Annotated in this window: 25 protein-coding genes and 2 tRNA genes; 10 read left to right on the top strand and 17 right to left on the bottom strand. The window is 60.9% G+C overall.

Annotated features, from left to right (window positions below; all coding sequences use genetic code 11):
- Positions 1 to 52: 52 nt before the first annotated feature.
- From queC to nadA, 3 genes are all read left to right on the top strand, one after another.
- Positions 53 to 748 carry a 7-cyano-7-deazaguanine synthase QueC gene (gene queC, locus O5O48_RS00175; RefSeq protein ID WP_269687789.1) on the top strand — a complete coding sequence of 232 codons (696 nt, stop codon included), beginning with the start codon at positions 53 to 55 and terminating at the stop codon, positions 746 to 748.
- Positions 749 to 820: 72 nt separating this feature from the next.
- Positions 821 to 896 (top strand) — tRNA-Lys (locus O5O48_RS00170).
- Positions 897 to 1,049: 153 nt separating this feature from the next.
- Entirely contained in the window at positions 1,050 to 2,108 is a 1,059-nt protein-coding gene (gene nadA, locus O5O48_RS00165; RefSeq protein ID WP_088275524.1) for a quinolinate synthase NadA, read from the top strand.
- 40 nt (positions 2,109 to 2,148) lie between these two features.
- Here the strand turns inward: nadA and O5O48_RS00160 are convergent, their stop codons facing one another.
- On the bottom strand, positions 2,149 to 3,570 hold the full coding sequence (locus tag O5O48_RS00160) for a M48 family metalloprotease (protein ID WP_269688734.1): 1,422 nt from the start codon (positions 3,568 to 3,570) through the stop codon (positions 2,149 to 2,151).
- Between the two features lie 128 nt (positions 3,571 to 3,698).
- Here O5O48_RS00160 and O5O48_RS00155 point away from each other — a divergent pair, with 128 nt between their 5' ends.
- Both O5O48_RS00155 and O5O48_RS00150 read left to right on the top strand, forming a co-directional pair.
- Positions 3,699 to 3,950: a sulfurtransferase TusA family protein gene (locus tag O5O48_RS00155; RefSeq protein ID WP_269687788.1), complete on the top strand. Its 252-nt coding sequence runs from the start codon at positions 3,699 to 3,701 to the stop codon at positions 3,948 to 3,950.
- Between the two features lie 6 nt (positions 3,951 to 3,956).
- Positions 3,957 to 5,054, top strand: coding sequence for an AI-2E family transporter (locus tag O5O48_RS00150; RefSeq protein WP_088275518.1), 1,098 nt, complete (start codon positions 3,957 to 3,959; stop codon positions 5,052 to 5,054).
- A gap of 23 nt (positions 5,055 to 5,077) precedes the next feature.
- Here the strand turns inward: O5O48_RS00150 and O5O48_RS00145 are convergent, their stop codons facing one another.
- Positions 5,078 to 5,545, bottom strand: coding sequence for a peroxiredoxin (locus O5O48_RS00145; protein ID WP_269687787.1), 468 nt, complete (start codon positions 5,543 to 5,545; stop codon positions 5,078 to 5,080).
- A gap of 18 nt (positions 5,546 to 5,563) precedes the next feature.
- Positions 5,564 to 6,121 (bottom strand): glycine cleavage system protein R, encoded by a 558-nt coding sequence (locus O5O48_RS00140; RefSeq protein WP_088275514.1) that lies wholly within the window; start codon positions 6,119 to 6,121, stop codon positions 5,564 to 5,566.
- A 231-nt stretch (positions 6,122 to 6,352) separates the two neighbouring features.
- Between O5O48_RS00140 and dapA the strand changes: the two genes are divergently transcribed.
- The 5 genes from dapA to O5O48_RS00115 all read left to right on the top strand — a co-directional run bounded on the left by dapA (position 6,353) and on the right by O5O48_RS00115 (position 10,043).
- The gene (gene dapA / locus O5O48_RS00135; protein ID WP_228246381.1) at positions 6,353 to 7,228 is read left to right on the top strand and encodes a 4-hydroxy-tetrahydrodipicolinate synthase; all 876 of its coding nucleotides are present in this window, start codon (positions 6,353 to 6,355) and stop codon (positions 7,226 to 7,228) included.
- 36 nt (positions 7,229 to 7,264) lie between these two features.
- Positions 7,265 to 8,419, top strand: coding sequence for an outer membrane protein assembly factor BamC (bamC, locus tag O5O48_RS00130; RefSeq protein WP_269687786.1), 1,155 nt, complete (start codon positions 7,265 to 7,267; stop codon positions 8,417 to 8,419).
- On the top strand, positions 8,397 to 9,158 hold the full coding sequence (locus O5O48_RS00125) for an MBL fold metallo-hydrolase (RefSeq protein WP_228246379.1): 762 nt from the start codon (positions 8,397 to 8,399) through the stop codon (positions 9,156 to 9,158). The genes bamC and O5O48_RS00125 overlap by 23 nt, the downstream gene beginning before the upstream one ends.
- A 36-nt stretch (positions 9,159 to 9,194) precedes the next feature.
- Positions 9,195 to 9,908, top strand: a complete 714-nt coding sequence (gene purC / locus O5O48_RS00120) for a phosphoribosylaminoimidazolesuccinocarboxamide synthase (protein ID WP_088275506.1) — start codon at positions 9,195 to 9,197, stop codon at positions 9,906 to 9,908.
- Positions 9,909 to 9,953: 45 nt separating this feature from the next.
- A tRNA-Ser gene (locus O5O48_RS00115) sits at positions 9,954 to 10,043 on the top strand.
- A gap of 909 nt (positions 10,044 to 10,952) precedes the next feature.
- On the opposite strand, the gene O5O48_RS00110 is transcribed toward O5O48_RS00115, so the two are convergent.
- The 14 genes from O5O48_RS00110 to O5O48_RS00045 form a co-directional block, all read right to left on the bottom strand.
- On the bottom strand, positions 10,953 to 12,083 hold the full coding sequence (locus tag O5O48_RS00110) for a phage major capsid protein (RefSeq protein ID WP_269687785.1): 1,131 nt from the start codon (positions 12,081 to 12,083) through the stop codon (positions 10,953 to 10,955).
- 400 nt (positions 12,084 to 12,483) lie between these two features.
- Complete coding sequence (locus O5O48_RS00105) at positions 12,484 to 12,762, bottom strand: hypothetical protein (RefSeq protein WP_269687784.1); 279 nt, start codon at positions 12,760 to 12,762, stop codon at positions 12,484 to 12,486.
- Positions 12,763 to 12,844: 82 nt separating this feature from the next.
- Positions 12,845 to 13,075 carry a helix-turn-helix domain-containing protein gene (locus tag O5O48_RS00100; protein WP_269687783.1) on the bottom strand — a complete coding sequence of 77 codons (231 nt, stop codon included), beginning with the start codon at positions 13,073 to 13,075 and terminating at the stop codon, positions 12,845 to 12,847.
- A complete protein-coding gene (locus O5O48_RS00095; protein WP_269687782.1) occupies positions 13,072 to 13,635 on the bottom strand; it encodes a hypothetical protein in 564 nt (187 codons plus the stop codon). Before O5O48_RS00095 ends, O5O48_RS00100 begins: the two co-directional genes overlap by 4 nt.
- Positions 13,632 to 15,224 (bottom strand): DUF3987 domain-containing protein, encoded by a 1,593-nt coding sequence (locus tag O5O48_RS00090; protein WP_269688733.1) that lies wholly within the window; start codon positions 15,222 to 15,224, stop codon positions 13,632 to 13,634. The genes O5O48_RS00095 and O5O48_RS00090 overlap by 4 nt, the downstream gene beginning before the upstream one ends.
- A 41-nt stretch (positions 15,225 to 15,265) precedes the next feature.
- The gene (locus O5O48_RS00085; RefSeq protein ID WP_269687781.1) at positions 15,266 to 16,138 is read right to left on the bottom strand and encodes a toprim domain-containing protein; all 873 of its coding nucleotides are present in this window, start codon (positions 16,136 to 16,138) and stop codon (positions 15,266 to 15,268) included.
- The gene (locus O5O48_RS00080) at positions 16,126 to 16,269 is read right to left on the bottom strand and encodes a hypothetical protein (RefSeq protein ID WP_269687780.1); all 144 of its coding nucleotides are present in this window, start codon (positions 16,267 to 16,269) and stop codon (positions 16,126 to 16,128) included. Before O5O48_RS00080 ends, O5O48_RS00085 begins: the two co-directional genes overlap by 13 nt.
- Before the next feature lie 3 nt (positions 16,270 to 16,272).
- Positions 16,273 to 16,560, bottom strand: coding sequence for a helix-turn-helix domain-containing protein (locus O5O48_RS00075; RefSeq protein WP_269687779.1), 288 nt, complete (start codon positions 16,558 to 16,560; stop codon positions 16,273 to 16,275).
- On the bottom strand, positions 16,561 to 16,770 hold the full coding sequence (locus O5O48_RS00070; RefSeq protein ID WP_269687778.1) for a helix-turn-helix transcriptional regulator: 210 nt from the start codon (positions 16,768 to 16,770) through the stop codon (positions 16,561 to 16,563).
- Positions 16,771 to 16,882: 112 nt separating this feature from the next.
- The gene (locus tag O5O48_RS00065) at positions 16,883 to 17,587 is read right to left on the bottom strand and encodes a hypothetical protein (RefSeq protein WP_269687777.1); all 705 of its coding nucleotides are present in this window, start codon (positions 17,585 to 17,587) and stop codon (positions 16,883 to 16,885) included.
- Positions 17,588 to 17,679: 92 nt separating this feature from the next.
- The gene (locus tag O5O48_RS00060; protein ID WP_269687776.1) at positions 17,680 to 18,384 is read right to left on the bottom strand and encodes a hypothetical protein; all 705 of its coding nucleotides are present in this window, start codon (positions 18,382 to 18,384) and stop codon (positions 17,680 to 17,682) included.
- 125 nt (positions 18,385 to 18,509) lie between these two features.
- Entirely contained in the window at positions 18,510 to 19,745 is a 1,236-nt protein-coding gene (locus O5O48_RS00055; protein ID WP_269687775.1) for a tyrosine-type recombinase/integrase, read from the bottom strand.
- Between the two features lie 295 nt (positions 19,746 to 20,040).
- Positions 20,041 to 22,374, bottom strand: a complete 2,334-nt coding sequence (locus O5O48_RS00050) for a putative bifunctional diguanylate cyclase/phosphodiesterase (protein WP_269687774.1) — start codon at positions 22,372 to 22,374, stop codon at positions 20,041 to 20,043.
- An 89-nt stretch (positions 22,375 to 22,463) separates the two neighbouring features.
- Positions 22,464 to 23,129 carry a pentapeptide repeat-containing protein gene (locus O5O48_RS00045; protein ID WP_269687773.1) on the bottom strand — a complete coding sequence of 222 codons (666 nt, stop codon included), beginning with the start codon at positions 23,127 to 23,129 and terminating at the stop codon, positions 22,464 to 22,466.
- Positions 23,130 to 23,163 lie beyond the last annotated feature (34 nt).

Here is a 23,163-nt window from a genome sequence, read left to right as displayed (position 1 = left end):
GTCTGTGCAAAAGCGCCCTGTGGGCGCTTTTGCATTTCTGCCCGGAGGTTTCATGAGTAATGCCAATCCTGCGTCAGAAGCGCCTGCCGCTGTTGTGCTGTTGTCCGGCGGCCTGGATTCGGCGACGGTGCTGGCAATGGCTCAGGCGCAGGGTCTGCGGTGCTACACCATGAGTTTTGATTATGGTCAGCGTCACCGCGCCGAGCTGCAGGCGGCCGAGCGGGTGGCGCGAGCCGCTGGCGTGGTCGAGCACAAGGTCATTGGCATGAATCTAGGTGGCATAGGCGGTTCGGCGCTGACCGATGACAGCATCGCCGTGCCCGAAGGGCCGCAGGACGGTATTCCGGTGACCTACGTGCCGGCACGCAACACGCTGTTCCTGTCGCTTGCGCTGGGCTGGGCCGAGGTATTGGGGGCGCGGGAGATTTTTATCGGCGTCAACGCAGTCGATTACTCGGGCTATCCCGATTGCCGGCCGGAGTTTATCGAGGCGTTCGAACGCCTTGCCAATCTGGCCACCCGTGCAGGCATTGAGGGTGAAGGCTTTCATATTCGTGCACCTTTGCAGCACATGAGCAAGGCACAGATCGTGCAGGCTGGCGCGGCCCTCGGAGTGGATTACAGTAAGACGGTGTCTTGCTATCAGGCCGATGATCAGGGCAGGGCGTGCGGGCGCTGCGACAGTTGCCGGCTGAGGGCGGAAGGGTTCAGGGCAGCCGGCCTGGCCGACCCGACTCGCTACAGCTGATCTTTTTTCACTGGATGCGAAAAAAGTCTTGAGTTCCTCTGATAAATCAGTAATATAGCGCGCGTCCAGCAGGGGTCGTTAGCTCAGTTGGTAGAGCAGTTGGCTTTTAACCAATTGGTCGTAGGTTCGAATCCTACACGACCCACCACTCTGGATCCTTCCCTGGATGTGATCCCCTTATTGTGTTTTCTACCCTGGCTCCGGCCCAGGCGTTCGCCTTCGTGCGATTCGGCGCCGCTGGGCAGTTTCGGCAGCCGTGCTACAATGCCGCCCTCCGTTGTTCTCCTGATGGATACAAACCATGTCCCAGATTCCCGAGCGTCTGCTCGTTCAGGCCCACCTGGATGCCAAGGCGCCTGCTCCGCTTAGCGATGCAGAGAAGGCAGACTACAAGGCCCGTATTGCAGCAGCGCTGAAGGCACAGAACGCCGTTCTGGTTGCCCACTACTACACCGACCCCCTGTTGCAGGAGTTGGCCGAGGAGACCGGTGGCTGCGTCTCCGACTCGCTTGAAATGGCCCGGTTTGGTCGTGATCACCCGGCTACCACGCTGATTGTTGCCGGTGTTCGTTTCATGGGTGAGACGGCCAAGATTTTGAGCCCGGAAAAGCGCGTTCTGATGCCGACGCTGGAGGCGACCTGCTCGCTCGATCTGGGATGTCAGATAGACGAGTTTTCCGCGTTCTGTGATCAGCATCCGGACCGCACCGTGGTGGTCTATGCCAATACGTCGGCTGCGGTAAAGGCGCGTGCTGACTGGGTAGTGACGTCCAGCTGTGCGCTGCCGATCGTCGAGCACCTGATGGACAAGGGTGAAAAGATCCTTTGGGCACCCGATCAGCACTTGGGTAACTACATTCAGCGTGAAACCGGTGCAGACATGCTGCTGTGGCAGGGCTCCTGTATCGTTCACGAGGAGTTCAAGGCCAAGGCGCTGGAGGATCTGCGCAAGGTCTATCCCGACGCAGCCGTGCTGGTGCACCCGGAATCTCCGCAATCGGTTGTCGAGATGGCCGATGTGGTTGGTTCGACCAGTCAGTTGATTCAGGCGACGCGTGATCTGCCCAATCCGACCTTTATCGTTGCCACCGATCGCGGCATCTTCTACAAGATGCAGCAGGCTGCACCGGACAGGCTGTTGATTGAAGCGCCAACGGCGGGCAACGGCGCAACCTGTCGCAGCTGCGCGCACTGTCCGTGGATGGCGATGAACACTCTGCCGCGGGTGCTCGCCAGCCTAGAGCAGGGTACTGATGAGATTCTGGTTGATCCCGAGCTGATTCCGCGCGCGGTGCGCCCGCTGGATCGTATGCTCGACTTTACCCGCCAGGCCAGTCTGGCCGCCAAGGGTAATGCCTGACTGCTCGCCCGCCGCATTATGCGGCGGGCGTTGCCTTCTCCTACAGTGATTCGATCAGCTCACGCTGACGCTGTAGCTCGTTCTGCTGCTCCTTGATGCGTGAGCTGACAACAAAGTTGCCCCCCGCTCGTTGCAACGCCAGGTCAAGTTGCTGGCCGGCCTGCTGCAGGTCGCCGGTCTGCTTGAAGTACTCGGCGCGGGCCAGATGCACGCCCAGGATATTGCCGGCCAGGCCGCGTATTTCTGCCGCCAGGTACCATACGTCCGGATCGCTCTCGCGCTGATTGGCGAGTCTATTGATCGCGCGTTCGGCCGCGGCATACTGCTGCTGTTTCATCAGCAGGTCGGCTTCGGAAAAGGCCAGCGGGAAGTTGTCAGGATAACGTTGCTGCAACCGACGGTTGCGCTCCAGTGCCTGCGCCAGTCGGCCCGCATTGGTGTCGATCTCGATCTGGGCGAGGTTGATCGTCAGGTCATCCGGTGTCGCTTCGAGCAGCGGGGCGAGGGTGCTTGTGGCTTCGCCGTGCTCGCCGCCGCGGCTGAGTGCCAGCGCCAGGCCATAGCGCGCCGCTGCATGCTCGCCGCCGTTATCGTCCAGCAGGGCGCGGAAGCGCTTGGCAGAGAGCCCCGGGCTTTGCTCGTACTTCAGCTGAACCCGGGCACGCATCATCTGGAAGTTGAGTGAATCCGTACGGCCGCTGCCCGCCATCTGTTCGGCGCGGTTGCGGGTATCGGCCATGCGCGACTGGCTGACCGGGTGGGTCAGCAGGAACTCGGGCGGTGTGGTGTCGTAGCGGCTGAGCTGGGCGAGACGCTCGAACATGTCCGGCATTGCTCTGGGGTCGTAGCCTGCCTTTTCCAGGTTGAGAATGCCGATGCGGTCGGCTTCCTGTTCATTCTGGCGCGAGAAGCGGCGCTGTTCCTGGATGGCGGCGGCCTGGGTGGTCGCCAGAGCGGCAAAACCAGCGTCCCCGCCGCCGGCGGCGGCCAGCACAATGCTGGCGAGCATGGCGGTCATGAAGGGCACTTGCATGCGCTGTTGCTGCTCGAGGCCGCGGGCGAAGTGGCGCTGTGACAGGTGCGCAAGTTCGTGGGCCAGGACCGAGGCAAACTCGGCTTCGCTGCGGGCATGCAGAAACAGGCCGCCGTTGACGCCCACCACACCGCCAGGCGCGGCAAAGGCGTTCAGTTGCGGGCTGTCAATCAGCACAAAAGCCAGGCGGCGGTCGCTCAGCTGACTGGTTTCCGCCAGACCACGGGTCAGGTCTTCGACAAAGCTTTTCAGTTGCGGATCATCCAGCGTCGGAACTGCGCCCCTGAGCATGGTCAGCCAGGTCCGGCCGAGCTGGTATTCCTGCTGGCGGGACATGATGGACGAGCTGGTGTCGCCAAGCGACGGCAGGTTGAACTCGTCGCCGGCGGGCAGGGCAATGCCGGGCAGGGTCATTGACACTGCAAGCATCATGGCCCGGACGAGCGGTCGGCTGGACATCCTTTTTTGCATCATTTTTGGTGCGTACCCGTGCTGGCAGTTGTCGGAGTGAGAGCCGTCAAGGCTATACTGTGGCCCACTCGCTGTGGAGTCCCTGCATGTCTGTTGAAAACACCCATCTACCCATCGACGCCGAGCTGGACGCCCGCGGTCTGTCTTGTCCGCTGCCCTTGCTCAAGGCAAAGCAATCGTTGAACGGCATGGTAGCAGGCCAGACGCTGCATGTGGTTGCCACTGATGCGGGGTCCCAGCGGGATATTCAACGCTTCGCGGAGCTGTCCGGACATGCATTGCTTGAGTCCCGGGTATTGGACGGCGAATTTCACTATTGGTTGCGTAAAGCAGATTAGGTTCCGATGCTAAAAGTTTTTCGAGGCTGGGTTCAGCGCTATTTCTCCGATGAAGAGGCGGTTGTGCTGGCGGTTGTGCTGGCGCTGGGGTTTGCCATTGTTATCAGTTTCGGTGACAAGCTGGCGCCGTTGCTGACCGGTGTGGTGCTCGCCTATCTGCTGCAGGGGCTGGTATCGCGGCTGCAGCGCTGGCTGCCGCACGGCCTGGCAGTCTGGATTGTGTTTCTGCTGTTTCTCGGCGCGTTGGCGGCGCTGTTCGGCGTGCTGGTGCCACTGGTCTGGAAGCAGATGCTGAATCTGTTCAACGAGCTGCCGGGAATGATCGCCTCCTGGCGTGATCAGCTTCTGCATCTGCCTGAGGAGTATCCGTCGTTCATTTCCGCCGCGCAGATTGAGCGCCTGATGGCCTCGATCAACGGCGAGGTGGGCTCGTTTGGTCAGTGGGCGTTGTCGCAGTCACTGGCGAGCCTGCCGGTCATCGTTACGGTGCTGGTTTATCTGGTGCTGGTACCTATCCTGGTGTTCTTCTTCCTCAAGGACAGCCAGACCATAACCGATTGGGCCGTGAGTCATCTGCCGCGCGAGCGCCGGCTGATGCGCGTCGTCTGGACCGAGATGAACCAGCAGATTGCCAACTACATTCGCGGCAAGGCAGTCGAGATTCTGATCGTCGGGGCGGTGACCTATATCTCGTTTGCGATCCTCGGCGTCAACTACGCGGCGTTGCTGGCGGTGCTGGTGGGCCTGTCGGTGCTGGTGCCGTATATCGGCGCTACGGTGGTAACCATCCCGGTTGCCGTGATTGGTCTGTTCCAGTGGGGGCTCGGTAACGAGTTCATGATGCTGATGATCGTTTACGGCGTGATTCAGGCACTGGACGGCAACGTACTGGTGCCCATTCTGTTCTCCGAAGCGGTCAACCTGCATCCGGTGGCAATTATCGCCGCTGTGCTGATCTTCGGCGGTTTGTGGGGGTTCTGGGGGGTATTCTTTGCGATCCCGCTGGCGACCCTGTTCAAGGCCGTGCTCTACGCCTGGCCACGCGGCATTGAAGCCGCCCATGACATCAAGTCAGAAGAGCTGCCTCGGACCGAGCAGGCCTGAGGCAGCGAACGAGTACCTGACGATCAGCCGAGGGTGCGGACGGCGGCCAGCACCTCGGCCACGTGGCCGGGTACCTTCACCTTGCGCCATTCCTGACGCAACACGCCCTGGGCGTCGATCAGGAAGGTGCTGCGCTCGATTCCCTCGTATTCCTTGCCGTACAGCTTCTTCAGCTTGATTACGTCGAACAGGCGGCATAGCGCCTCGTCCGGGTCGCTGATCAGCTCGAATGGGAACTCATGCTTGGCCTTGAAGTTGGCATGGGTGCGCAGGCTGTCCTTGGATACCCCGTAAATGACGGTGTTGGCCGCTGCAAACTCGGCATGGGCGTCACGAAAGTCCTGGCCCTCGGTGGTGCAGCCGGGGGTGTTGTCCTTGGGGTAGAAATAGATCACAACGTTCTTGCCGGCCAGGCTTGCCGGTGTCACGGTCTGCTCGCCAGTGGCCTGGGCGCTGAAATCCGGTACGGGCTTGTTCAGTTCAACGTGCATGAAAACCTCGTCAGCTAGTCAGTGAAGCGGACGCCAGGGTTCGATCACGGCATCCAGGTTGAGTTCGTCACAGAAGTCCAGAAACTGCTCCCGCAGCCAGCTTAGCTGGGTCTGCACCGGAATGGCGATGGTCAGCGTCAGGTTGAGCATCGCGGTGCCGGTGTGCTGGGCCAGATAGGTGAAGCTGTGCAGCTCCTCGATGTCGATGTTCAGGTGCTGAAAGAAACGGCAAAGTTCACCGACCAGCTCGGGACGCTGGGCCGCCGTTACGAATACGTTGTACGGCAGTGCCTGGGGGCGCTCGTCGATGCTGTGGCTGCGGCTCATGGACAACTGGAAGTGCTCACGCTTGGCCAGCGCCGGCAGCAGCGACTCCAGGCGTGCCAGCGCATCCCAATTGCCGCTGAGCTGAAGCAGCAGAACGGCGCAGGAGCCATGGCGACTCATCCGGCTGCTGACGATCTGGCAGCGGTGCTCGGTGCACAGGCGAGTCAGCAGGCTGGCAAGCGATGTGGTTTCCTGGCCCATGACATGAACGACCAGATATTGCTCGCGGTGACTCGGGGTGCTGGACATTGGGTTCCTCGGGCTGAAAAAAAGGGCATCGCCCGTCTGGCGGGCGCAAAGCAAGGGTCTATTGTCACAGCCTGTCGGGAGCGGTTCAACTGCCGCCGCCGATTGGGTTGATGCCCTGTGTCCAGAGGGCTGTCGATCCGTCGCAAGCCTGCGTATTTAATCAGCGCTTCCCTTGTACTGGCCGCAGCGCGAAAGTACCATTGCCGTTTATTGTTTCAAGTGGAGAGTTGCATGATCTCGGGTAGTCTGGTGGCGCTGGTAACACCCATGGATTCCGGCGGGGGCCTCGATTGGAAGGCACTGGAGCGTCTCATCGACTTCCACCTGGAGAAGGGCACCGACGGCATCGTTGCAGTCGGTACCTCCGGCGAGTCTGCAACCCTCGATATGGCCGAGCACAAGGAAGCCATTCGTCGGGTGGTACAGCAGGTGGCCGGCCGCATTCCCGTGATCGCCGGTACCGGTGCCAACTCTACGCGCGAAGCCGTCGAGCTGACCGAAGCCGCACGCAGTGTGGGCGCTGATGCCGCATTGCTGGTGACGCCCTACTACAACAAGCCGACCCAGGAAGGCCTGTACCTGCATCACAAGCATATCGCCGAAACCGTGGCCATTCCGCAGATTCTCTACAATGTGCCCAGCCGAACGGCCTGTGACATGTTGCCGGAAACCGTCGAGCGCCTGTCTGCCATCAGTAATATCGTGGGCATCAAGGAAGCGACCGGTGACCTGCAGCGTGCCCGTGAGGTGATTGAGCGGGTCGATGGTCGTATGGCTGTCTACTCGGGCGACGACGCAACTGCCGTAGAACTCATTCTGATGGGCGGCAAGGGCAATATTTCGGTTACTGCCAACGTCGCACCGCAACAGATGCATGAATTATGCGCTGCTGCCCTGCGCGGCGACGAGCAGACTGCCCGTCGTCTCAATGAAGCCTTGATGCCGTTGCACAAGGCACTGTTTATCGAATCCAATCCGATTCCGGTCAAGTGGGCGTTGATGGAAATGGGCCTGATCGCCGATGGCATTCGTTTGCCTCTGACGCCGCTCAGTGCTCGCTGCCATGACGCCGTGCACGGCGCTCTGCGCCAATGCGGGATGCTGTAATCTAACCGGGAAGACCTGTTGACCAAGGAAACGTTTATGAAGCCTGTGCTGAGTGCACTGACTCTGGGGGTGTTGGCCAGCCTGAGCGGCTGTGGGTATCTGATGGGCGATAACGGATTTTTCCGTGATCGTGGCAGTGACTATCAGCAGGCCGAGGTCGCACCGCGGATGACTATCCCGGCAGATCTGCAAACGCGCTCCATTGGCGATCTGCTGCCGGTGCCGGGCCAGGTGACGGCTGCACCGGCCGGAGAGGACGGTTTTGAAACGCCGCGCCCACGCCCGATGCTGGCCAGCGCCGACAGCTCGGCCTTTGCACTGCAGCAGCAGGGCAGCTCACGCTGGCTGGTGGCTCAGCTGCCTGCCAACGAAGTCTGGCCGCTGCTGGCACGCTTCTGGTCCGATTACCGGGTGCCCATGGCCGAGCAGGACGCTGCGCTCAGCGAGTTCTCCACCGAGTGGGTCAACTTCGGCGAGGCTGCCGGTAATCCGCTGGTGCGCCGCCTGATGCCGCTGCTTGAGGAAGGCCGTCGTGTCGAAGGTGAGGAGCAACGCTTCCGTGTTCGCCTGGAGCCGGGCGTCAACGCCGGCACCAGCGAGATCAAGGTCATCCACCAGAACCGGGATATTGGCGACAGTGACAGCCAGTGGCCGGCGCGTTCCGATAACCCCAACTTCGAGCGTGGTCTGCTGGCCGAGCTGGAAACCTATCTCAACCAGAGCGTGAGCGCTGGCGGCAGTGCTCTGGTCTCGAGCATCATCAACAGTGGTCCGGTTGAGAACAGCCTCGAGCAGGACGGCGCGGGCAACAGCATCCTGTACATCAGTGCCGACTTTAACCGCGCCTGGGCCGACGTTGGCGAGGCTCTGGCTCGCGCCGATGTGCTCGTGACCGACTACAATCGCAGCTCCGGTGTCTACTATGTTGACCTGGATCGGACCCGCTCCGAGAAGGAAGAGCCGGGCTTCTTCGCCCGCTGGTTTGGTGGTGACGATGAAGCTGAGCAACAGGTAGCTGACGAGAATCAGCTGCAGGTGCGCCTGACTCCATCCTCCAACCGGATTGAAGTCAGTGTCGATGCCGGCATTGAAAAAGCGGCAGATTCGGCACGCGCGCGTGACCTGCTGGAGCGTATTCAGCGCGGCTTGAACGAGGGGTCCAACGGCGGTGCGCTATTGCTCCCTCGGTAGTGGCAGTCGTGGTAACGGCACCCTGATTGAACAGGGTGCCACTCGGGTGCTGGTTGATTGCGGTTTCAGTCTGCGGGCCACCGAGCAGCGCCTGGCTGAGGCCGGTCTGAGGGGCGACCAACTGAGCGCCATTGTTGTCACCCACGAGCACAGCGATCATATTCAGGGCGTCGGCAAGCTGGCACGCCGCTATGGCTTGCCGGTATACCTTACCCCCGGTACCGGCTTTGAGCTGCGCGAAGAGGGCCTGGATCTGCGCTGGGTCGATCTGCACGGGCGCTTCGAGATTGGCGATCTGGAGATTACCCCGGTGGCCGTGCCCCACGATGCGCGTGAACCCTGTCAGTACATCTTCGACGACGGCCGGCGGCGCTTCGGCGTGCTGACCGATACTGGCACCATCACCCCCTGGATCGTTGAACATTACGCCGATCTGGATGCGCTTTTTCTCGAAGCCAACTATGATCCGCACATGCTGTCGGTCGGCCCCTATCCGGCCTTCCTGAAAGCGCGTGTAGGCGGTGATCTGGGCCACCTGAGCAATCAGCAGGCGGCCGGCTTTGTGCGCATTGCCGGCGGCCGCGAGCGATTGCAGCATATTGCCGTGGCCCATATCAGCGAAAAGAACAATCGGCCCGAGCTCGCTCTGGCCGCCATGCAGGAAGCCCTGACCGGTTGGTCCGGCAACCTGCTTATGGCACATCAGAATCAAGGGCTGCCCTGGCAGACCATCGAGTAACACCCATCACCATGTTGCGGACAGCGGGAGCCGATAATGGAAAAACGTAACGAACTCTATCGTGGTAAAGCCAAGTCGGTGTACACCACCGATGACCCGGATCGCCTGGTCCTGTTGTTCCGCAACGACACCTCCGCCTTTGATGGGAAGAAGATCGAACAGCTCGATCGCAAGGGCATGGTCAACAACCGCTTCAACGCGTTCATCATGCAGAAGCTGGAAGAAGCGGGTATTCCGACCCAGTTTGACGCACTGCTGTCGGACAACGAGTGCCTGGTCAAGAAGCTCGACATGATCCCGGTCGAGTGCGTCGTGCGTAACTTCGCCGCCGGCAGCCTGGTGAAGCGCCTGGGTGTGGAAGAGGGCATGGCGCTGACGCCGCCGACCTTCGAACTGTTCCTGAAAGACGACGCCAAGGGCGACCCCTTCATCAACCAGTCGCACGTTGTCACCTTCGGCTGGGCGACCGCCGAACAGTTGGCGCGCATGCAGGAACTGACCCTGAAGATCAACGACATCCTCAAGGGCTTGTTTGACGCTGCCGGCCTGCTGCTGGTCGACTTCAAACTGGAATTCGGCCTGTTCAAGGGTGAAATCGTCCTGGGCGATGAGTTCAGCCCGGACGGCTGCCGCCTGTGGGACAAGGAAACCCGCAAGAAGATGGACAAGGACCGCTTCCGCCAGGGCCTTGGCGGCGTGATCGAAGCCTACGAAGAAGTTGCGCATCGCCTGGGCGTACCGCTGCCGTAAGGCTTCCGTCCTGACCGCGAATGCTGGTAAGATGCGCGCCGACTTGGAGAGTTGCCAGAGTGGTCGAATGGGACGGATTCGAAATCCGTTGTACGGGCAACCGTACCCAGGGTTCGAATCCCTGACTCTCCGCCAGATGTAAGCCTCAAGGCCCCGTGATTCGGGGCTTTGTTGTTTTTGGCTCCAGTTGTTCCCACAGTTGTTCCCACACTATTGCGTCGCGTGATCGGTCGATCTGGCTTGCTGCGGCCTCAAGGTGGGGTTTCCCCACACTGAAACGCCGATTGCATGGGGTGCTTCCCCAATGGCCGAGAATGCGAATTTTGTGGAAACATAAAAACGGTTCCCCCCGTCGTTCGGGATATCCAGAGCTCCAGCTTTCTGCCTCCCCCCTCCCTGTTCCAGGTCTACGGCGCTAGCCGTCCAGCCGTTCAGGCGGCCTAGCCACCGCGCACAGCGTCGCGTCGGCGCTGATTCGTCGTTGGTGCTTGGTTCGTGCTCGTGCGCGCCGTTGGTTGGCATATCGACGGCATGCAGGCTGCTTTCCATGCGTGTTTCATCGCGCTTACAACACAACAACCAACCTCTGCATTTCGGTCGTACATAGTGTGATGGCGGGGCCCGAATTACCCTCGGGGCTGGGGTGGTCAGGAGGACCCATTGACCGGGGTGTGTGGCTTGGCTCGATGTGTCCGCACGCGATGCGGACAGGTCAGCGTGTGCCAGGTCTTTGCCTCCAGTGGAGGGGAAGTTGGGTATTCCACCAGTGGTGGTAAAGCCTGCTGGCTGGGCCTAGATATAGTGGCTGCTCGATAGGCGCAATGCTGGCGTGGTGAGTGATCCATATCTGGATCATGCTGCCGAATGTGTTCCTGCATCCTCTCAGTGAAGAAATGCAGGAATCGGCTACAGGGCGCGCCATGCTTGGTGTGCAGTGTTTTCGCAGAAATGCAGGAAGGGCTGGTTTTGATGCGGGGCGGTGTCCCGTTATGACGCCATGCTGCGGCATCAGGAAAGGGGGCAGATTGCCTGCCCCCGTCACCTTTACGGCGCTTTGACCTTCAGCAACTTGATGCACTCGCTGTTCACCACGTCACCGCCTACACGCTCGGTCGTGTAGAAGTTAACGTATGGCTTGCTGGTGAACGGATCGCGCAGCAGGCGGCGGCCAGTTCGGCGCACGATGTAGTAGCCCCGCTGGAAGTTGCCGAACAGGACAGGGTATGCGCCGGCCGCAATGTCCGGTGCGTTCTCGTCGATCTCGACCGGGTAACCGAACAAGGTGTCGGGCTCGCCTTCCGCCACTGCATCGCGCCACACATAGTCGTCGTTGTTGTCCTTGATCTTGCTCAGCACCAGGGCGGTGTTGTCGTTCATGATCCAGGCGGCACCGGTTCGGTACTTGGCGCGAAGGGCGGCTTTCAGGTTCTTCAGGTCGTCGAACCCAATCGCTCCAGCAGTCTCCGACTCGACCGATTGCAGGCTACCGAATGCGCGAACGCCGTCGGCCTCTGCGGTGATGGTCTTCGTGAGGATGCCGGTCGGCTTGTTGGTGCCGTCGCCGTTGAACAGGGCCGCGCCCAGCTGGTCGGAGAACTCGTCGCCAATCTCGGTGGTGATGTAGTTCTCGGCGTCGAACATGGCGTCGTCGATCATCGCTTGGGTCAACTTCGGGTTGGCGTACAACTCGCCTACCGGAATATCCACAATCGCGAGCTGCGGGGTGCCCGTTTCGGGGCGGCCGTCAGTTTCTCCGACCCAGCCAGAGGTTGTGCCGCGCAGGTTAATCACCTTCTTGTAGTTCGGGCCTGCGGTGGTGACGGTTCGCGCCAGGCGGGCAATGGCTGATGCGTCGAGCTCCAGGCTCTCCACCTCTTGGTCGAGATACTCGGGCACAGCATAGCCGCCATCCGGATCTGATCCGATAGACATGGCTTTGCCTTGCAGCTCGATCAGCCCGCTGTCGTCGCCGCTCTTGATGTAGGTGCGCAGGGCTGATTTGCCTTCGCTGCTCGCTTGCGATTTGCGACCTTCGGCAATGCTTCCGGGGCGCTTCAGGGTAACCAGTTCCTTCTCGATGAGGTCGTAACGCTCGTCTTGCTTGGCTTTGAACTGGTCGAACTTTTGGCCGAGGGCTTCGGCCACTGCTTGTACGTCTTTCAGGTCTGTAGGCATGGTGGTGTCCTTCAGTTGGGGATTGAGTGTTCAGCGACTCCCGATGCCGCCAGGCCTCACGCCAGCAATCAGTTCGGGTGGTTCGCGACCTCTCGCCGCGGCTCCTTCGTCGAAGGGGGCCGGCAGCACCTTCCCGGTGCCGCCCCCTATGCCTTGCTCGATGTACTGCTACGGGTGACTCAAGCGGTCATTGTCCCTGGGCTGTTTCGCGACTCGGGAGGCCCGCGCAGGGGAGTCGCGAAACTAAGGCAGCCTTATGCCCGAAAACCCTCCCCCTGCGCTGGTGGCTCGAGCGTGCGCCAGGCGCGCGCCAGAATCTTTGCCTCTCGACAGCTAAAGCCCCGGACCTTGAGGAACTGCTCAAAGTCGCGAATGCTTTTGATCGCCGCCCTGGGTGTGCTCATTGGTCGCTGTCCCGGTTGGCGTCGCCAGCTTGAATAGCTGCCCGGATTGTCTCGCCGGGGTCGGCTGTATCACCTACCCAGCCGCCATGACCGGGTAGATTGAGGATGCCTCCATCAGCGTGCGCAAACGGTTTGCCTTCACTGAGTGCGATCAGCAGGGCGCTACCGAGCAAGCTGCCATCCTCGGCGGCGTCGCGAATGCGGCTCCAGGCTTTGGTTACTTCGGCTTTGGTGGCTCTCGCTTGGCGGCCTCTGGTTGGTGCTGCACTGGTCATTCGCTGTCCTCTATCTGATGAAAAAGCCCGATAAGCCCAAATTAGGCCCGTTGCTGCGCTGCTGGTAGGGCGTTCTCGGGCGTCATTCGTTGGTTTCAGTCACAAAGCGTCGTATGTCGTCGATCTTGTAAAAGCGCCGATTCCCTCTGCGTACATAGGGCAGGGGCGGGGTGCCAGCAGCTGCTAGCCGGCGCAGCCAGGACGGTGCATAGCCAAGCATCTCTGCGGTTGCGTGCTCAGGTATCAGGCCGCCCAGCAGTGGTACTACGCCTAAGCGCTCCAGGTGAGCGCGGATCTCGTCGTCAATGGTCATGGCTGCTGCTCCAGGTATTGCGCCAGCAGTGCCCGGCCGGTCGGGCAGTATCGCCCCGTCGCCGGATGGCAGGCAGGGCAACTGCTCAGGCTGTGACGGTGCAGGGCGTCGCGCGCGGCCGTCCATTCAGCGGTGCGGGTGTTGCTGCTCCCGCTTATGGGGTTGCTTTCGCGGAACGGGCCCACGCGCGCATGCGCGCGCGCGTACTGCTCCCGCAATTGCCCGCATACTCGCGCCAGTGCCAGCCAATCCGGGCAGCTGGCGATCAGCTTGGCGGCGTGTCGTGGGTCTGTCCGGTACTGCTCTGCCATGTCGCTGGCGTCGATCAATCCACGCGCCAGCAGATCATCTGCGGTGGTGTTCAGCAGGGCGGCTACACGCTCCAGCCAGGTGCGTTGCTGCTGGCGCAGGTGCTCGATCACGGCGGGCTTGTTGTCGCGCAGTAGGGCCAGCAGATCGGGGGTTGGTGGTTCGGGTGCACTCCAGGTCAAGCGGTCGCCAATCAGCATCAGTACAACACCGGATTGCCGGGCGTGTTCGATCAGGTGGGCGGGGCTCATATCTCCCCCTCAAACAGGGCGGCCTGTTCTTTTTCGCGTGAAGTGGTTGCGACATTTGCGACACCCGCGACAAGTCCCGTGTTTACTGGGTTTGACGGTTGCGACAGAGTTGCGACAGGTTGCGACAAAGTGTCGGCCGGCTCTGATTTGTCGCAGGTTGTCGCAAAGGTGTCGCACGTTCCGGGGCTAGGTGTGGCGGGCGTTGTCGCGGGTGTCGCAGTTGTCGCAGCGGGGTTTAGCTGAAATTGCTTTCCGTTGCTGGTCAGCAAATAACGGTGTTCGACCAGGACGGCTAGCAGGCGGTCGCGGGCTTTGGCGCTGCGTCGAACGGATTGCGGCCCTTCGCGTTGCAGTTGCCGGGCATCGAAGGACTGCCAATCTTTCTCTACCAGCCAGGCCAGTAACGCTGCGGCCTGCTTCAGTTCAGGGCTAAGGCGTTCCCCCTCGGTGTAGCGCGCCCACTCACCAACCGAGTAGCGGACTATCGCGCAGGCGCTTTGCATGATGCTGTCGGTGATCTCTGGGCACTGCTCAAAACAGGCGAGAACGGCGGCCAGGCGTCTGGCTAGTTCGCCAGCACGTCCAGCGAAAGGTCGGACGCCTGCCAGATCGCCTAGTGTGCTCTGTTCGGCTTCGGTGGCGTTGTAATGCTCTCGCCAGACTGCTTCGGCTGCCGGGGTTAGCTGCAAGGTGGGCGGCGTCACCTCTCCCGTCTCGGCGTCGATGGCAGCATCGGTTGCCATGATGGCGCGGCAGCGATCCCAGAAGCGGTGCAGGCGTGCGTCACTGAATGCGCTGCTGTGCATGCGTTCTGGGGTCAGGAAGCGCGTGCCGGCCAGGCTCGGGGCGTCAGCGAATAGGAAACGCGGCAGGAAGCCTTGGCCTTGTAATAGTGGGTCGTCCAGCGCTTCGGCCACTGTCACAGCCTGCGCCAGCAGGTGAACGCTTAGGCGGCGGTGATAAGCCACACCAGAGCCCTCGACGTTGCCCCGTGATCGCGTGCGTTCAAAGGTGCCGCTATCAAACGCCTTGACCAGACCGCCTAGTGTTGAAGCGCGGGTATCGGCTTTCAGTGATGCACCGCCAAACAGCTGGCCGCCTTCGTCGGTGTCCCAGCAGGCAGCCGGCATGCCTCGGATAAAGTCGCCTGCAATCGGCTCGAACGTGGCGTCGCTGTATTGCGTGCGTGGATCACTCGGCAATGGATGCTCTGCCAGGTACTCATCACGCGCTTTGCCTTTCAGGTGGGCCGCTCCGTCCTCGATCTCTTTGCACTGCTGGCGGTAGGCGCTGCGGGCTTCGCGCTCGGCGTCGTCGATGACGCGAAACGCCAGGCGGCGGCACTCGCTCTTGCGGTCGCCGCTGTTTGCCAGTGTGAGCAGGAACAGGGAGCAGGGCATGCCGTCCAGGCGATTCAGCGCGGGGGCATTGACGCGGGTTTGAGCCAGGTAGGCAGCGACGCCAATAACGCATTGCCCGGCGATGGCTTCGGGTGCCTGCACATGGTGAGCGATAGCCCTTGCAGCGTCTTGCAGCAGTGTTGGCAGAACATGCACCGGATAAGGTGCGGGCTCGGATGCTTCAGGCATCAGCGGCAACGGCTGGGGGTAGGTGGGATCTGGTATCAGCGTCATTGCTTGCCCTCCTGCCATTGGCGCAGGTCGTTGAAGTCGGTCAGGCTCAGGGGTTCGTCACCGCTCCAGGGCGGCAGGATCAGACCACAGCCCAGCGTCTCGGCGGCGGCAATGGCAGCGGTCTTGCCGGGGTTGCCCTCGGTCAGGCGGTCGTCGTCACCGGCCATGATCAGCAGGGCGTCAGGGTAGGTACGTTGCAGCTGCTGCCCGACTGCTAGCAGGTTGCCGGCGTTCATCGCGCAGGCGACGGGGTGGCCGGTGCTCTGGTGCAGCGTTGCGCCGGTTGCCCATCCTTCGCACAGGTACAGCGGCTGGCCGGCCTGTATCAGCCCCAGCGGGCTACAGCAGCCCTTCACCCGGCCACCAGACAGGAAACGCTTGCTGCCGTCAGGGTGGATGCGCTGGATGTTCACCAGTTCGCCGTTGTGGGTCAGGGGCACCAGCAGAGCATCAGCCAGCTGGCGCAGGTTGTAGGGGCGGCAGCCCTTGGCGGTTAGGTATGGGTGGCCGGGGTCAGCACGGCGGGCATCACGCCACAGCCTGCGGGCGTACTCGGCGGCGGCTTGTTGGCGCTGGCGTTGGCCTGCCTCCCGTTGGCGGCGGGCCTGTTCCATTTGCTGGCGCAGGTGTTCGGCTTCGCGTTGGTCGGCAGGCTCCCGGCTGCTCCAGGTGTGACAGCCTCTGGTCTTCCAGCTGCCGAACGATCCCGATGCGATGCCGTCGGCAAAGAGCACATACCAGCCGTTAAGGGTGCCGGGCTTGTCGCCGGGAACATGGAAGCGGTGAATGATGCCGTCCGCCTCCGGCAACCATTCCAGGGGGCCAAAGACGGATTGCAGGGCATCACGGAAGGCGGTTATGCAGTCCATAGCAGCACCTCCAGCGCCAGCAGCAGTATCAGGTCAGGGCCAGCGGGTTGCAGCGCCAGCAACAGGGCGTTGGTTGTTTGCAGGCAAGCCGGGGGCGTCACCGCCTGCGGGCAGTGTTGGTTGGTGGTCATGGGTTACGCCTCCGACTGGCTTAGGTAGTACAGCGCGACGCCCTTATGGGTGCGGCCGTGTTCGTCGGTCTGGGTGATGCGTTGGGTACTGATGTTGTGGCCGGCGTCGCGCAGTTCCTTGATGCGTGCGGCGGGCTGCATCACGTTCAGTTTGCTGCGGGCGGTGATGGTGTCCACCGCGCCATATTCCAGGTGCTCCAGCAGTCGTGCGCGTTGAGCTCCAGCACTGGTATTATTCGGGTTGTGTGTATTGGGGCTGGCCTTCGGGTCGGCCTTTTCTTTGTCTGTCATTTAGGCGACCTCCCCCAGTTGCTTGGCGATCCAGGCTTCGACCTCCAGGCTGTTCCAGCCGGTGATATTGCTGCCGGCGATCCGGTGCCCTTTGGGGAAGCGTCCGGCTTTCATCAAGTCGTAAATGGTAGATCGGCCGAGGCCGGTGGCTGCCTTGACGGCAGGTAGGCGCATGATGCGGCGGGCGGGGTTTGTGGCTTGTTCGGTCATCGTCGTTACCTTATGGCTTGCCCCGGTGTGGGGCGGACGATGCCTAAGTTATGGAGCGAGCTGTTGCGTGTAACCGCAGTTGCGGAGAAGAAAACCGCAATTGCGGTGCGGGTTAGTCTTTGCTCGCGTGATCTGCCGCTCGATTTGCGTCAGCTAACATTTTTTCCAGCGACCGTTTACTAAGTCCGCGCCAGTTGAACTGTTCCAGAATGCTCGTCTTGACGGCCTCTTGGTTCGAGGCTGTAGTGCGCGGCTGCTTTAGGAGTTCCAGCAAAGCTGCGATGAGCAATAGTTGCGATGGTTTTTCAATCTCGATTAAGGGTTGTCCGGCTGCGGGCATGTTTGCCTTGCTGTTTCCACTGTTCGACAACGTGCCTTTGGATAGGCCCTCTAAGTCCTCACGCAGGAAAAACAGCCGCTCTTTATCGAATGTGATGGGGCCCGCCTCGGGCCAGAGTAGGTATTCGTCACAGATTTTGACTTCAGGTTGCATGCCAGGCACCCCCAGTGGCCCCTCGACCAACAAGGCGGATGGCTTGCCGTCGGCGTCGGCAAATTGGTGCTGCGGATAGAAGTTTAATGTGTATAGCACTCCCAGGGGGATGCGGACCGTAAGGCCATGCCACTTGCCGAAGTCCACTCCAAGGGGGTTTAGTTTGCTCCTTAAGTATTCATGTAAAGTCACCGGGCAAAGAATCAGATGATAGGCGGGGACGATGTTGTCTATGGCCGCCTCAAGTGCTTGGCGTGCTGTGATCCCGTAAACACCTTGGTCCGGAAATTCGCTGTAGAGCACTCTCTTTGGAATGTAATTCATCTTGCCTCTCCCAGGCGCTCCCACTAAATCAACCAGCCAGGCGGGTGGGAAATCCGCTTTTCGCCCCGTCGGGCTAGGCTGGTCGAACTCGGTCACCAGGTTTTTGCGCAGCGGGCTATTACCGCAGGGGCTACTCGTGGCCCTATGTAGCTCGCGAGCTCGGGTGTCTTGAGCATAATTGCTGGTATGTCGCGATACTGTCCTGGCGCCATCGCTCGTGATGGATCTGCCGGTTTGTTCTTTTTCACATGTTGGCCTAAGTAATCTAGGTCACGGGCGATGCGTTCGCAGTTGGCTTTGCCAAACTCGGTAAGAGGCATAGGCGAGCCGGGTCGTATCTGCTCCCATGCAAAGCGGTCGGCTAATATCTCGTTGATGTACCTGAGCCGAGCGCGGCATTTGCTGGTGACCTCGGCGTCGAGTACTCCTGTCATCCAGAAGTCGAAGTTGTCCTGTCGGTGGCCTATCTCGTGCCAGACGATGAAGTCCTCAAGTTCCTCATCCTCAAGGCACGACCAGTCAAGTTCCGGGCGGGTTTTTCCGCAAGCGCGCAGCTCCTCGGTGTTGATCTCGGATGCTATTGAGATCAACGCACGCTCGCTCCAGGTGGTCTCAGCCTTAGCAGCGTTGTTGCAGATAAGCATTGCCCAGGGGCTATACAGTCCCCAATGGATTGCTCCTTCGGTTTGATCTTCTCCATACTTCATAAGGGTCAGCCCCATTCCAAAGCGCTTGGCCCTCTCCGCAAGCTCTCGATACTTGGTTTTTGTTACCCGAATTGTTCTGTTGGACTTCATGCCTCACCCCCACGGTAGGGGCTGTTATCATCGCGTTGTTGCATGGCGTTCACCTCGTCTGATCGCCGTGTGATAGCCGGGCTACTGTTGCAGCAGTGGCCCGGCACCTATCGGATGCCGTCCGGTCATCCAGATTTCTTGAAGTTGCCGCGTACTACCTTGCCGCTTGGGGCGGAGGTCGCGTAATGCGCCCAGTCGTCCATCATGGCCCGGCGCTTGTCGAACAGATCACCACGCCGATAGGCCGCCTCAACTGCATTGCCGATGGTGTGGGCTAGTGCCTGCTCGCATACGTCGCGGGGGTAATGGGTGGCCTCTGCTGCCCAGTCCCGAAACGTCGAGCGAAAGCCGTGCATGGTCAGGTCGTCACGCTCCAGCCGGCGCAGCCCCATCAGCATAGCCATGTTCGACAGCGGGCGGCCGCGTCGAGCACCCGGGAAGACATACGGGCTGTCATCATCACGGGGCAGAGCCTCCAGCACAGCGATGGCTGCGTCAGACAGCGGCACCCGATGCTCTTTGCTGGCCTTCATGCGCTCGGCTGGAATGGTCCAGGTGCGGGCCGGAATGTCGACCTCCGACCATTCGGCGTTCAGTACCTCGGAGCTGCGGCAGGCGGTCAGGATGGTTAAGCGCATGGCGGCGTGCGTCAGGTTGCCGGCTTCGCTCAGTCTCGCCATGAAAGCGGGCAGGTCCTGCCAGGGCAGGGCGGGGTGATGCTTCACCGCTCGCACCTTGGCGCGCTTGGGCAACAGCTTGTCCAGGTGTCCGCGCCAGCGGGCTGGGTTCTCGCCTTCGCGCAGGCGGCGGGCCTTGGCCGCGTCCAACACCAGTTCAATGCGATTGCGCACACGGCTGGCTGTCTCGGGCTTGGTCGTCCAGATCGGTTGCAGGACCTTCAACACCTGCTCGGTGGTTATGTCATCCGGTGACAGCTTGCCGATAACGGGCGATGCGTAGGTGTTCAGGGTGTTTTCCCACTGCTGGGCATGCTTGGCGTTCTTCCAGCCGGCGCGGTGGGCGGCAATGTAATCGGCGGCCACTTGGTCAAAGGTGATCCGTTTGGCGGCCTCGACAATAGCGGCGGCCTGCTGGGCTTCGCGTTCAGCATGGGCGGCGTCGATGGGGTCAACGCCGTTGGTGATGCGTTCGCGGTGAATGGCAGCGTCACGCCTTGCCACCTTGAGCGATAGGGTGGGGTAGCTGCCCAGGCTCATATCGCGCCGCTTGCCATTGAGTTGGAAGCGCAGCACCCAATACTTGCGGCCGGTCTTCTTGATGACCAGGCGCAGGCCGTCGCCATCCTCATAGGTGCCCGGCTCGGTCAAGTTCTCCACTTGCTTGGGGTTCAGCTTGCCCATCAAAAATTACTCCGCCCAATATTTGTTCCCACACTTGTTCCCACACTTTGGTTTGGAAACGGTCGTTTTGCGGTGAACTGCTACGGACGGATAATAGTCTGAAAGGCGCATGTTTGCTAGTTTTTTATGGATTATCTCGGAAGGGTCTGGATTGTGTGTTGGCGGACTGACTCTCCGCCAATAAAAAAAACGCCCAGCTCAGCTGGGCGTTTTTGTTTATCCGGTGAGCTCTCGGTGAGAACCCTCGTTCGACCGAGCCTGCAAGCTATACCTGCCATCTCAAGGCGGGGCGGCGTCAGCTTTGCAGCTCGCTGGCCGTCGCCGTGACGGTGCAGGGGCGCTCGGGCAGGCTGCGCGGGAATGCCGAGAGTGGCACCGGCGCGGATATCAGATAGCCTTGTACCTCGTTGCAGCCGGTGGCGCAGATAGCATTGAGCTGCTCGGCGGTTTCAACGCCTTCGCAGACCGTGCGCTTGCCGAGGGTAATGGCCAGCTCAGTAATCATCCGCACGATGGCCTGGGCATCCTGTCGGGTCAGCAATTCGGTAATGAATGAGCGGTCGATCTTCAGGGTGTCGAACGGAAAGCAGCGCAAGTACGACAAAGACGAGTAGCCAGTACCGAAATCGTCCAGTGCCAGTCTTACGCCGGTCTCACGGATGGCGTGGAGCGTGGCCAGCGCCTGATCCGGGTCATCGAGAATCACCGACTCGGTGAGCTCCAGCTCAAGCCGCTGCGGGGCGAGCTGGTAGCGTTGCAGCAGGGTCTTGAGATCCTCAAGAAAATGCCCGAACTGTACCTGCATCGCCGAGACATTGACTGAAATGGTCAGCCCTTGCAGCTCATTGACTGCAGCCCGGCAAGCCTCCTCAAGTACCCAGTGGCCCAGACCGTCAATCAGACCGCACTGTTCGGCAATGGGAATGAACTCGTCCGGTCCGACTCTGCCCAGCTCGGGATGGCTCCAGCGAATCAGTGCTTCGGCGCCGACAATCTCCCAATTCGCGAGATCAACCTTTGGTTGCCAGTGAACCTGAATCTGTCCCCGCTCAATGGCGTGTCGCAAACCCTCTTCAATGGCTAGTCTGCGCCGGCTGCGCTCGCCCATTTCTTCGGAGTAGAGCGACCAGCAGCCCCTGCCCGCAGACTTTGCTGTGTAGAGAGCCATATCCGATTGCACCATCAGATCATCCAGATGAGGACCGCCCGGCGGACGCACGCTGATACCGATGCTGGCGCCAACGCGAAACTCTCGCTCAGCGACGGTGATAGGGTTACTGAGGTTGCTGATCAGCTTCTGGGCCAGGGCGGTGATCTCTGTGCTGCTCTCAAACTGCCATACCACCAGGGCGAATTCATCGCCGCCGAGGCGGGCGACCAGCATGTTTTCGCCGGCGCAGCCGAGCAGACGGCGGGCGATGACCTGGAGCAGGGCGTCGCCGGTACTGTGGCCGTGGTTGTCGTTGATGCTCTTGAAACGGTCCAGGTCGACCGACAGCAGGGCCAGTGACTGATCGCGCTTGACCAGTGCACTGATGGTGTCGCGCAGCTTGAAGCGGTTGGCCAGGCCGGTCAGCGAGTCGGTGTGGGCCAGGGTTTGCAGCATGCGTTCGTTGTTGACCTTGTCGGTCACGTCGCTGACGATGCCACGCCGTCCGACAAAGCGGCCTTGATCATCCAGAAGAATTTTGCCCGTCAAGGCCAGGTGGCGCACTCCGCGGCGACCTTGCAAGCTGAGCGGCAGTGCACGGAAGTTCTGGCGACATTCAATCAGTTCGGTGCCTAGCTTCTTCAACTCAGCGCAGCGATCACTCAGCAGCTCCACGAAGCGTTTTTCCAGGTGCTCATTGGGCGCCAGTTCAAGCAGTTCGGTCAGCCGCGGCGAAACGTGGTTGAGCATGCCATCGGCGTCTGTTTCCCACAGCGCGTCACCGGCATCCAGCTCGAAGTCCTGAAGCAGCACCGAGAGCATTTCGCCCTGGCGTGCAGCTTTGCGCTGAGCATTGATCAGGTCGGTTGATTTCCGCCACGACAGCAGCGCACCGATGACTACCATCGGCGAGTAGAGTGACAGCAGCAGGGCGAAAGCAAAGAAGTGAGTTTGACCGGTAAACAGCAGGCCGATCAGGGAGGCCAGCGTGTATATGCCGACATAGATGATGCTGGCACGTGGCAGCGGGCTGAGAACAAACCCGCCGGCGCCGATCATTCCTGTTACCAGTGTCGAGATGGTCATCTGCTGCAAGCCACCACTGGTTGGGAACCACAGGATGATCATCACACCCCAGATACCGGACAGCCCCGCCGCGTGAAGAGTAGAGCGCTTTATTCGACGTACGCGGGAGGTTACAAGCCCCTCATCCGGCATTCGCCACCAGCTCACACAGGCGAGCAGACAGGCCAGTGCAAGAGCACAAAACCAGACCCATAGCCCGGCTGGAATATCGGGTGAGTAGCTAAGCAAAATACAGGCACCTGCGCCGACGTTGGCAAACATCATCGCGGGCGTGACCCGAATTACCGAGGTGAGGTGGGCGCCGCGCAGCAAAGCCATTTCGCGCTCGTTACTGCTGTACATTTGCGCGATGTCGTCGCGCAGTGATTCAAAGGTCTGTGAATATGGTTTCAAACGACACCCACCGATGACGTGACTGCACCCTGTCTCAACACTAGCAGAATGCAATCACGCCTGACGATAGGCTTTAGGTCGCAGCCGCGTTATTCCCAATCAACCGGACAGGCTTGGCAACCATGCATTGTCACGTCCAGAAAGGTGCCGTAGTGCAGGCGTGCGCCTTCCAGGTTGGCGTCGGTCAGATTGGCGTGATTGAGTTTGGCTTCCTGCAGGTTGGCGTCGCGCAGATCGGCGCCGGCCATGTCGGCCTTTGGCAGCCAGGCCATCTCCAGATTGGCGGCGCGCAGCACGGTACCGTGCATGGTTGCACCGCTGAAACGCGCGAAGTCCAGGCTGGCGCCAGTAAAGTCTGCGCCCTTGAAGCTGGCTCCCTGCGCAGTGAGGTTCCAGCCACTGATGGCCACAAACTGTGCTTCGTCGGCCTGGGCGCCGCGCATGGCGGTTTGCTGCAAGCTGGCACGGGTAAAGTTGGCTCCTTCGAGCCGGGCGTTGTCGAGTCTGGCTTGGTCAAGTACTGCATGGCGCAGGTCTGCATCGCGCAGGTCGGAGCCAGTCAGGTCCGCCTTGCGCAGATCCAGGTGGCGGAGATCAGCGCCGCGCAGATCAACGCCCTGGCACTGGGTGCCGGGGATCAGGGCGCAGCCGTTTAGGGTTCGGATATCCTCTTCGGCAATGTCAGCGCTCTGCGCCAGCAACGCGGGGCTGCCCAGTGCCAGCAGGCTGGCAGTCAGACGAACAAGCAGTTTCATGCTCTTCTCCATAGCCCTGCCCACCCGGGTGGGC

This window comes from Halopseudomonas sp. MFKK-1 (assembly GCF_027474385.1).
GTDB classification, from domain to species: domain Bacteria; phylum Pseudomonadota; class Gammaproteobacteria; order Pseudomonadales; family Pseudomonadaceae; genus Halopseudomonas; species Halopseudomonas aestusnigri.
This window is presented reverse-complemented; position numbering and strand designations above follow the sequence as displayed.

Bases quoted from the DNA above. Each gene is read 5' to 3' on its own strand.
- O5O48_RS00105 (WP_269687784.1), bottom strand. From the start codon at position 12,762: ATGACCAGTGCAGCACCAACCAGAGGCCGCCAAGCGAGAGCCACCAAA.
- O5O48_RS00145 (WP_269687787.1), bottom strand. From the start codon at position 5,545: ATGCACGTTGAACTGAACAAGCCCGTACCGGATTTCAGCGCCCAGGCC.
- O5O48_RS00100 (WP_269687783.1), bottom strand. From the start codon at position 13,075: ATGACCATTGACGACGAGATCCGCGCTCACCTGGAGCGCTTAGGCGTA.
- O5O48_RS00155 (WP_269687788.1), top strand. From the start codon at position 3,699: ATGTCTGTTGAAAACACCCATCTACCCATCGACGCCGAGCTGGACGCC.
- dapA (WP_228246381.1), top strand. From the start codon at position 6,353: ATGATCTCGGGTAGTCTGGTGGCGCTGGTAACACCCATGGATTCCGGC.
- O5O48_RS00085 (WP_269687781.1), bottom strand. From the start codon at position 16,138: ATGGACTGCATAACCGCCTTCCGTGATGCCCTGCAATCCGTCTTTGGC.
- O5O48_RS00080 (WP_269687780.1), bottom strand. From the start codon at position 16,269: ATGACCACCAACCAACACTGCCCGCAGGCGGTGACGCCCCCGGCTTGC.
- O5O48_RS00065 (WP_269687777.1), bottom strand. From the start codon at position 17,587: ATGAATTACATTCCAAAGAGAGTGCTCTACAGCGAATTTCCGGACCAA.
- O5O48_RS00150 (WP_088275518.1), top strand. From the start codon at position 3,957: ATGCTAAAAGTTTTTCGAGGCTGGGTTCAGCGCTATTTCTCCGATGAA.
- nadA (WP_088275524.1), top strand. From the start codon at position 1,050: ATGTCCCAGATTCCCGAGCGTCTGCTCGTTCAGGCCCACCTGGATGCC.
- O5O48_RS00070 (WP_269687778.1), bottom strand. From the start codon at position 16,770: ATGACCGAACAAGCCACAAACCCCGCCCGCCGCATCATGCGCCTACCT.
- purC (WP_088275506.1), top strand. From the start codon at position 9,195: ATGGAAAAACGTAACGAACTCTATCGTGGTAAAGCCAAGTCGGTGTAC.
- bamC (WP_269687786.1), top strand. From the start codon at position 7,265: ATGAAGCCTGTGCTGAGTGCACTGACTCTGGGGGTGTTGGCCAGCCTG.
- O5O48_RS00110 (WP_269687785.1), bottom strand. From the start codon at position 12,083: ATGCCTACAGACCTGAAAGACGTACAAGCAGTGGCCGAAGCCCTCGGC.
- O5O48_RS00060 (WP_269687776.1), bottom strand. From the start codon at position 18,384: ATGAAGTCCAACAGAACAATTCGGGTAACAAAAACCAAGTATCGAGAG.
- O5O48_RS00090 (WP_269688733.1), bottom strand. From the start codon at position 15,224: ATGCCTGAAGCATCCGAGCCCGCACCTTATCCGGTGCATGTTCTGCCA.
- O5O48_RS00160 (WP_269688734.1), bottom strand. From the start codon at position 3,570: ATGCTTGCAGTGTCAATGACCCTGCCCGGCATTGCCCTGCCCGCCGGC.
- O5O48_RS00055 (WP_269687775.1), bottom strand. From the start codon at position 19,745: ATGGGCAAGCTGAACCCCAAGCAAGTGGAGAACTTGACCGAGCCGGGC.
- O5O48_RS00045 (WP_269687773.1), bottom strand. From the start codon at position 23,129: ATGAAACTGCTTGTTCGTCTGACTGCCAGCCTGCTGGCACTGGGCAGC.
- queC (WP_269687789.1), top strand. From the start codon at position 53: ATGAGTAATGCCAATCCTGCGTCAGAAGCGCCTGCCGCTGTTGTGCTG.
- O5O48_RS00140 (WP_088275514.1), bottom strand. From the start codon at position 6,121: ATGTCCAGCACCCCGAGTCACCGCGAGCAATATCTGGTCGTTCATGTC.
- O5O48_RS00075 (WP_269687779.1), bottom strand. From the start codon at position 16,560: ATGACAGACAAAGAAAAGGCCGACCCGAAGGCCAGCCCCAATACACAC.
- O5O48_RS00095 (WP_269687782.1), bottom strand. From the start codon at position 13,635: ATGAGCCCCGCCCACCTGATCGAACACGCCCGGCAATCCGGTGTTGTA.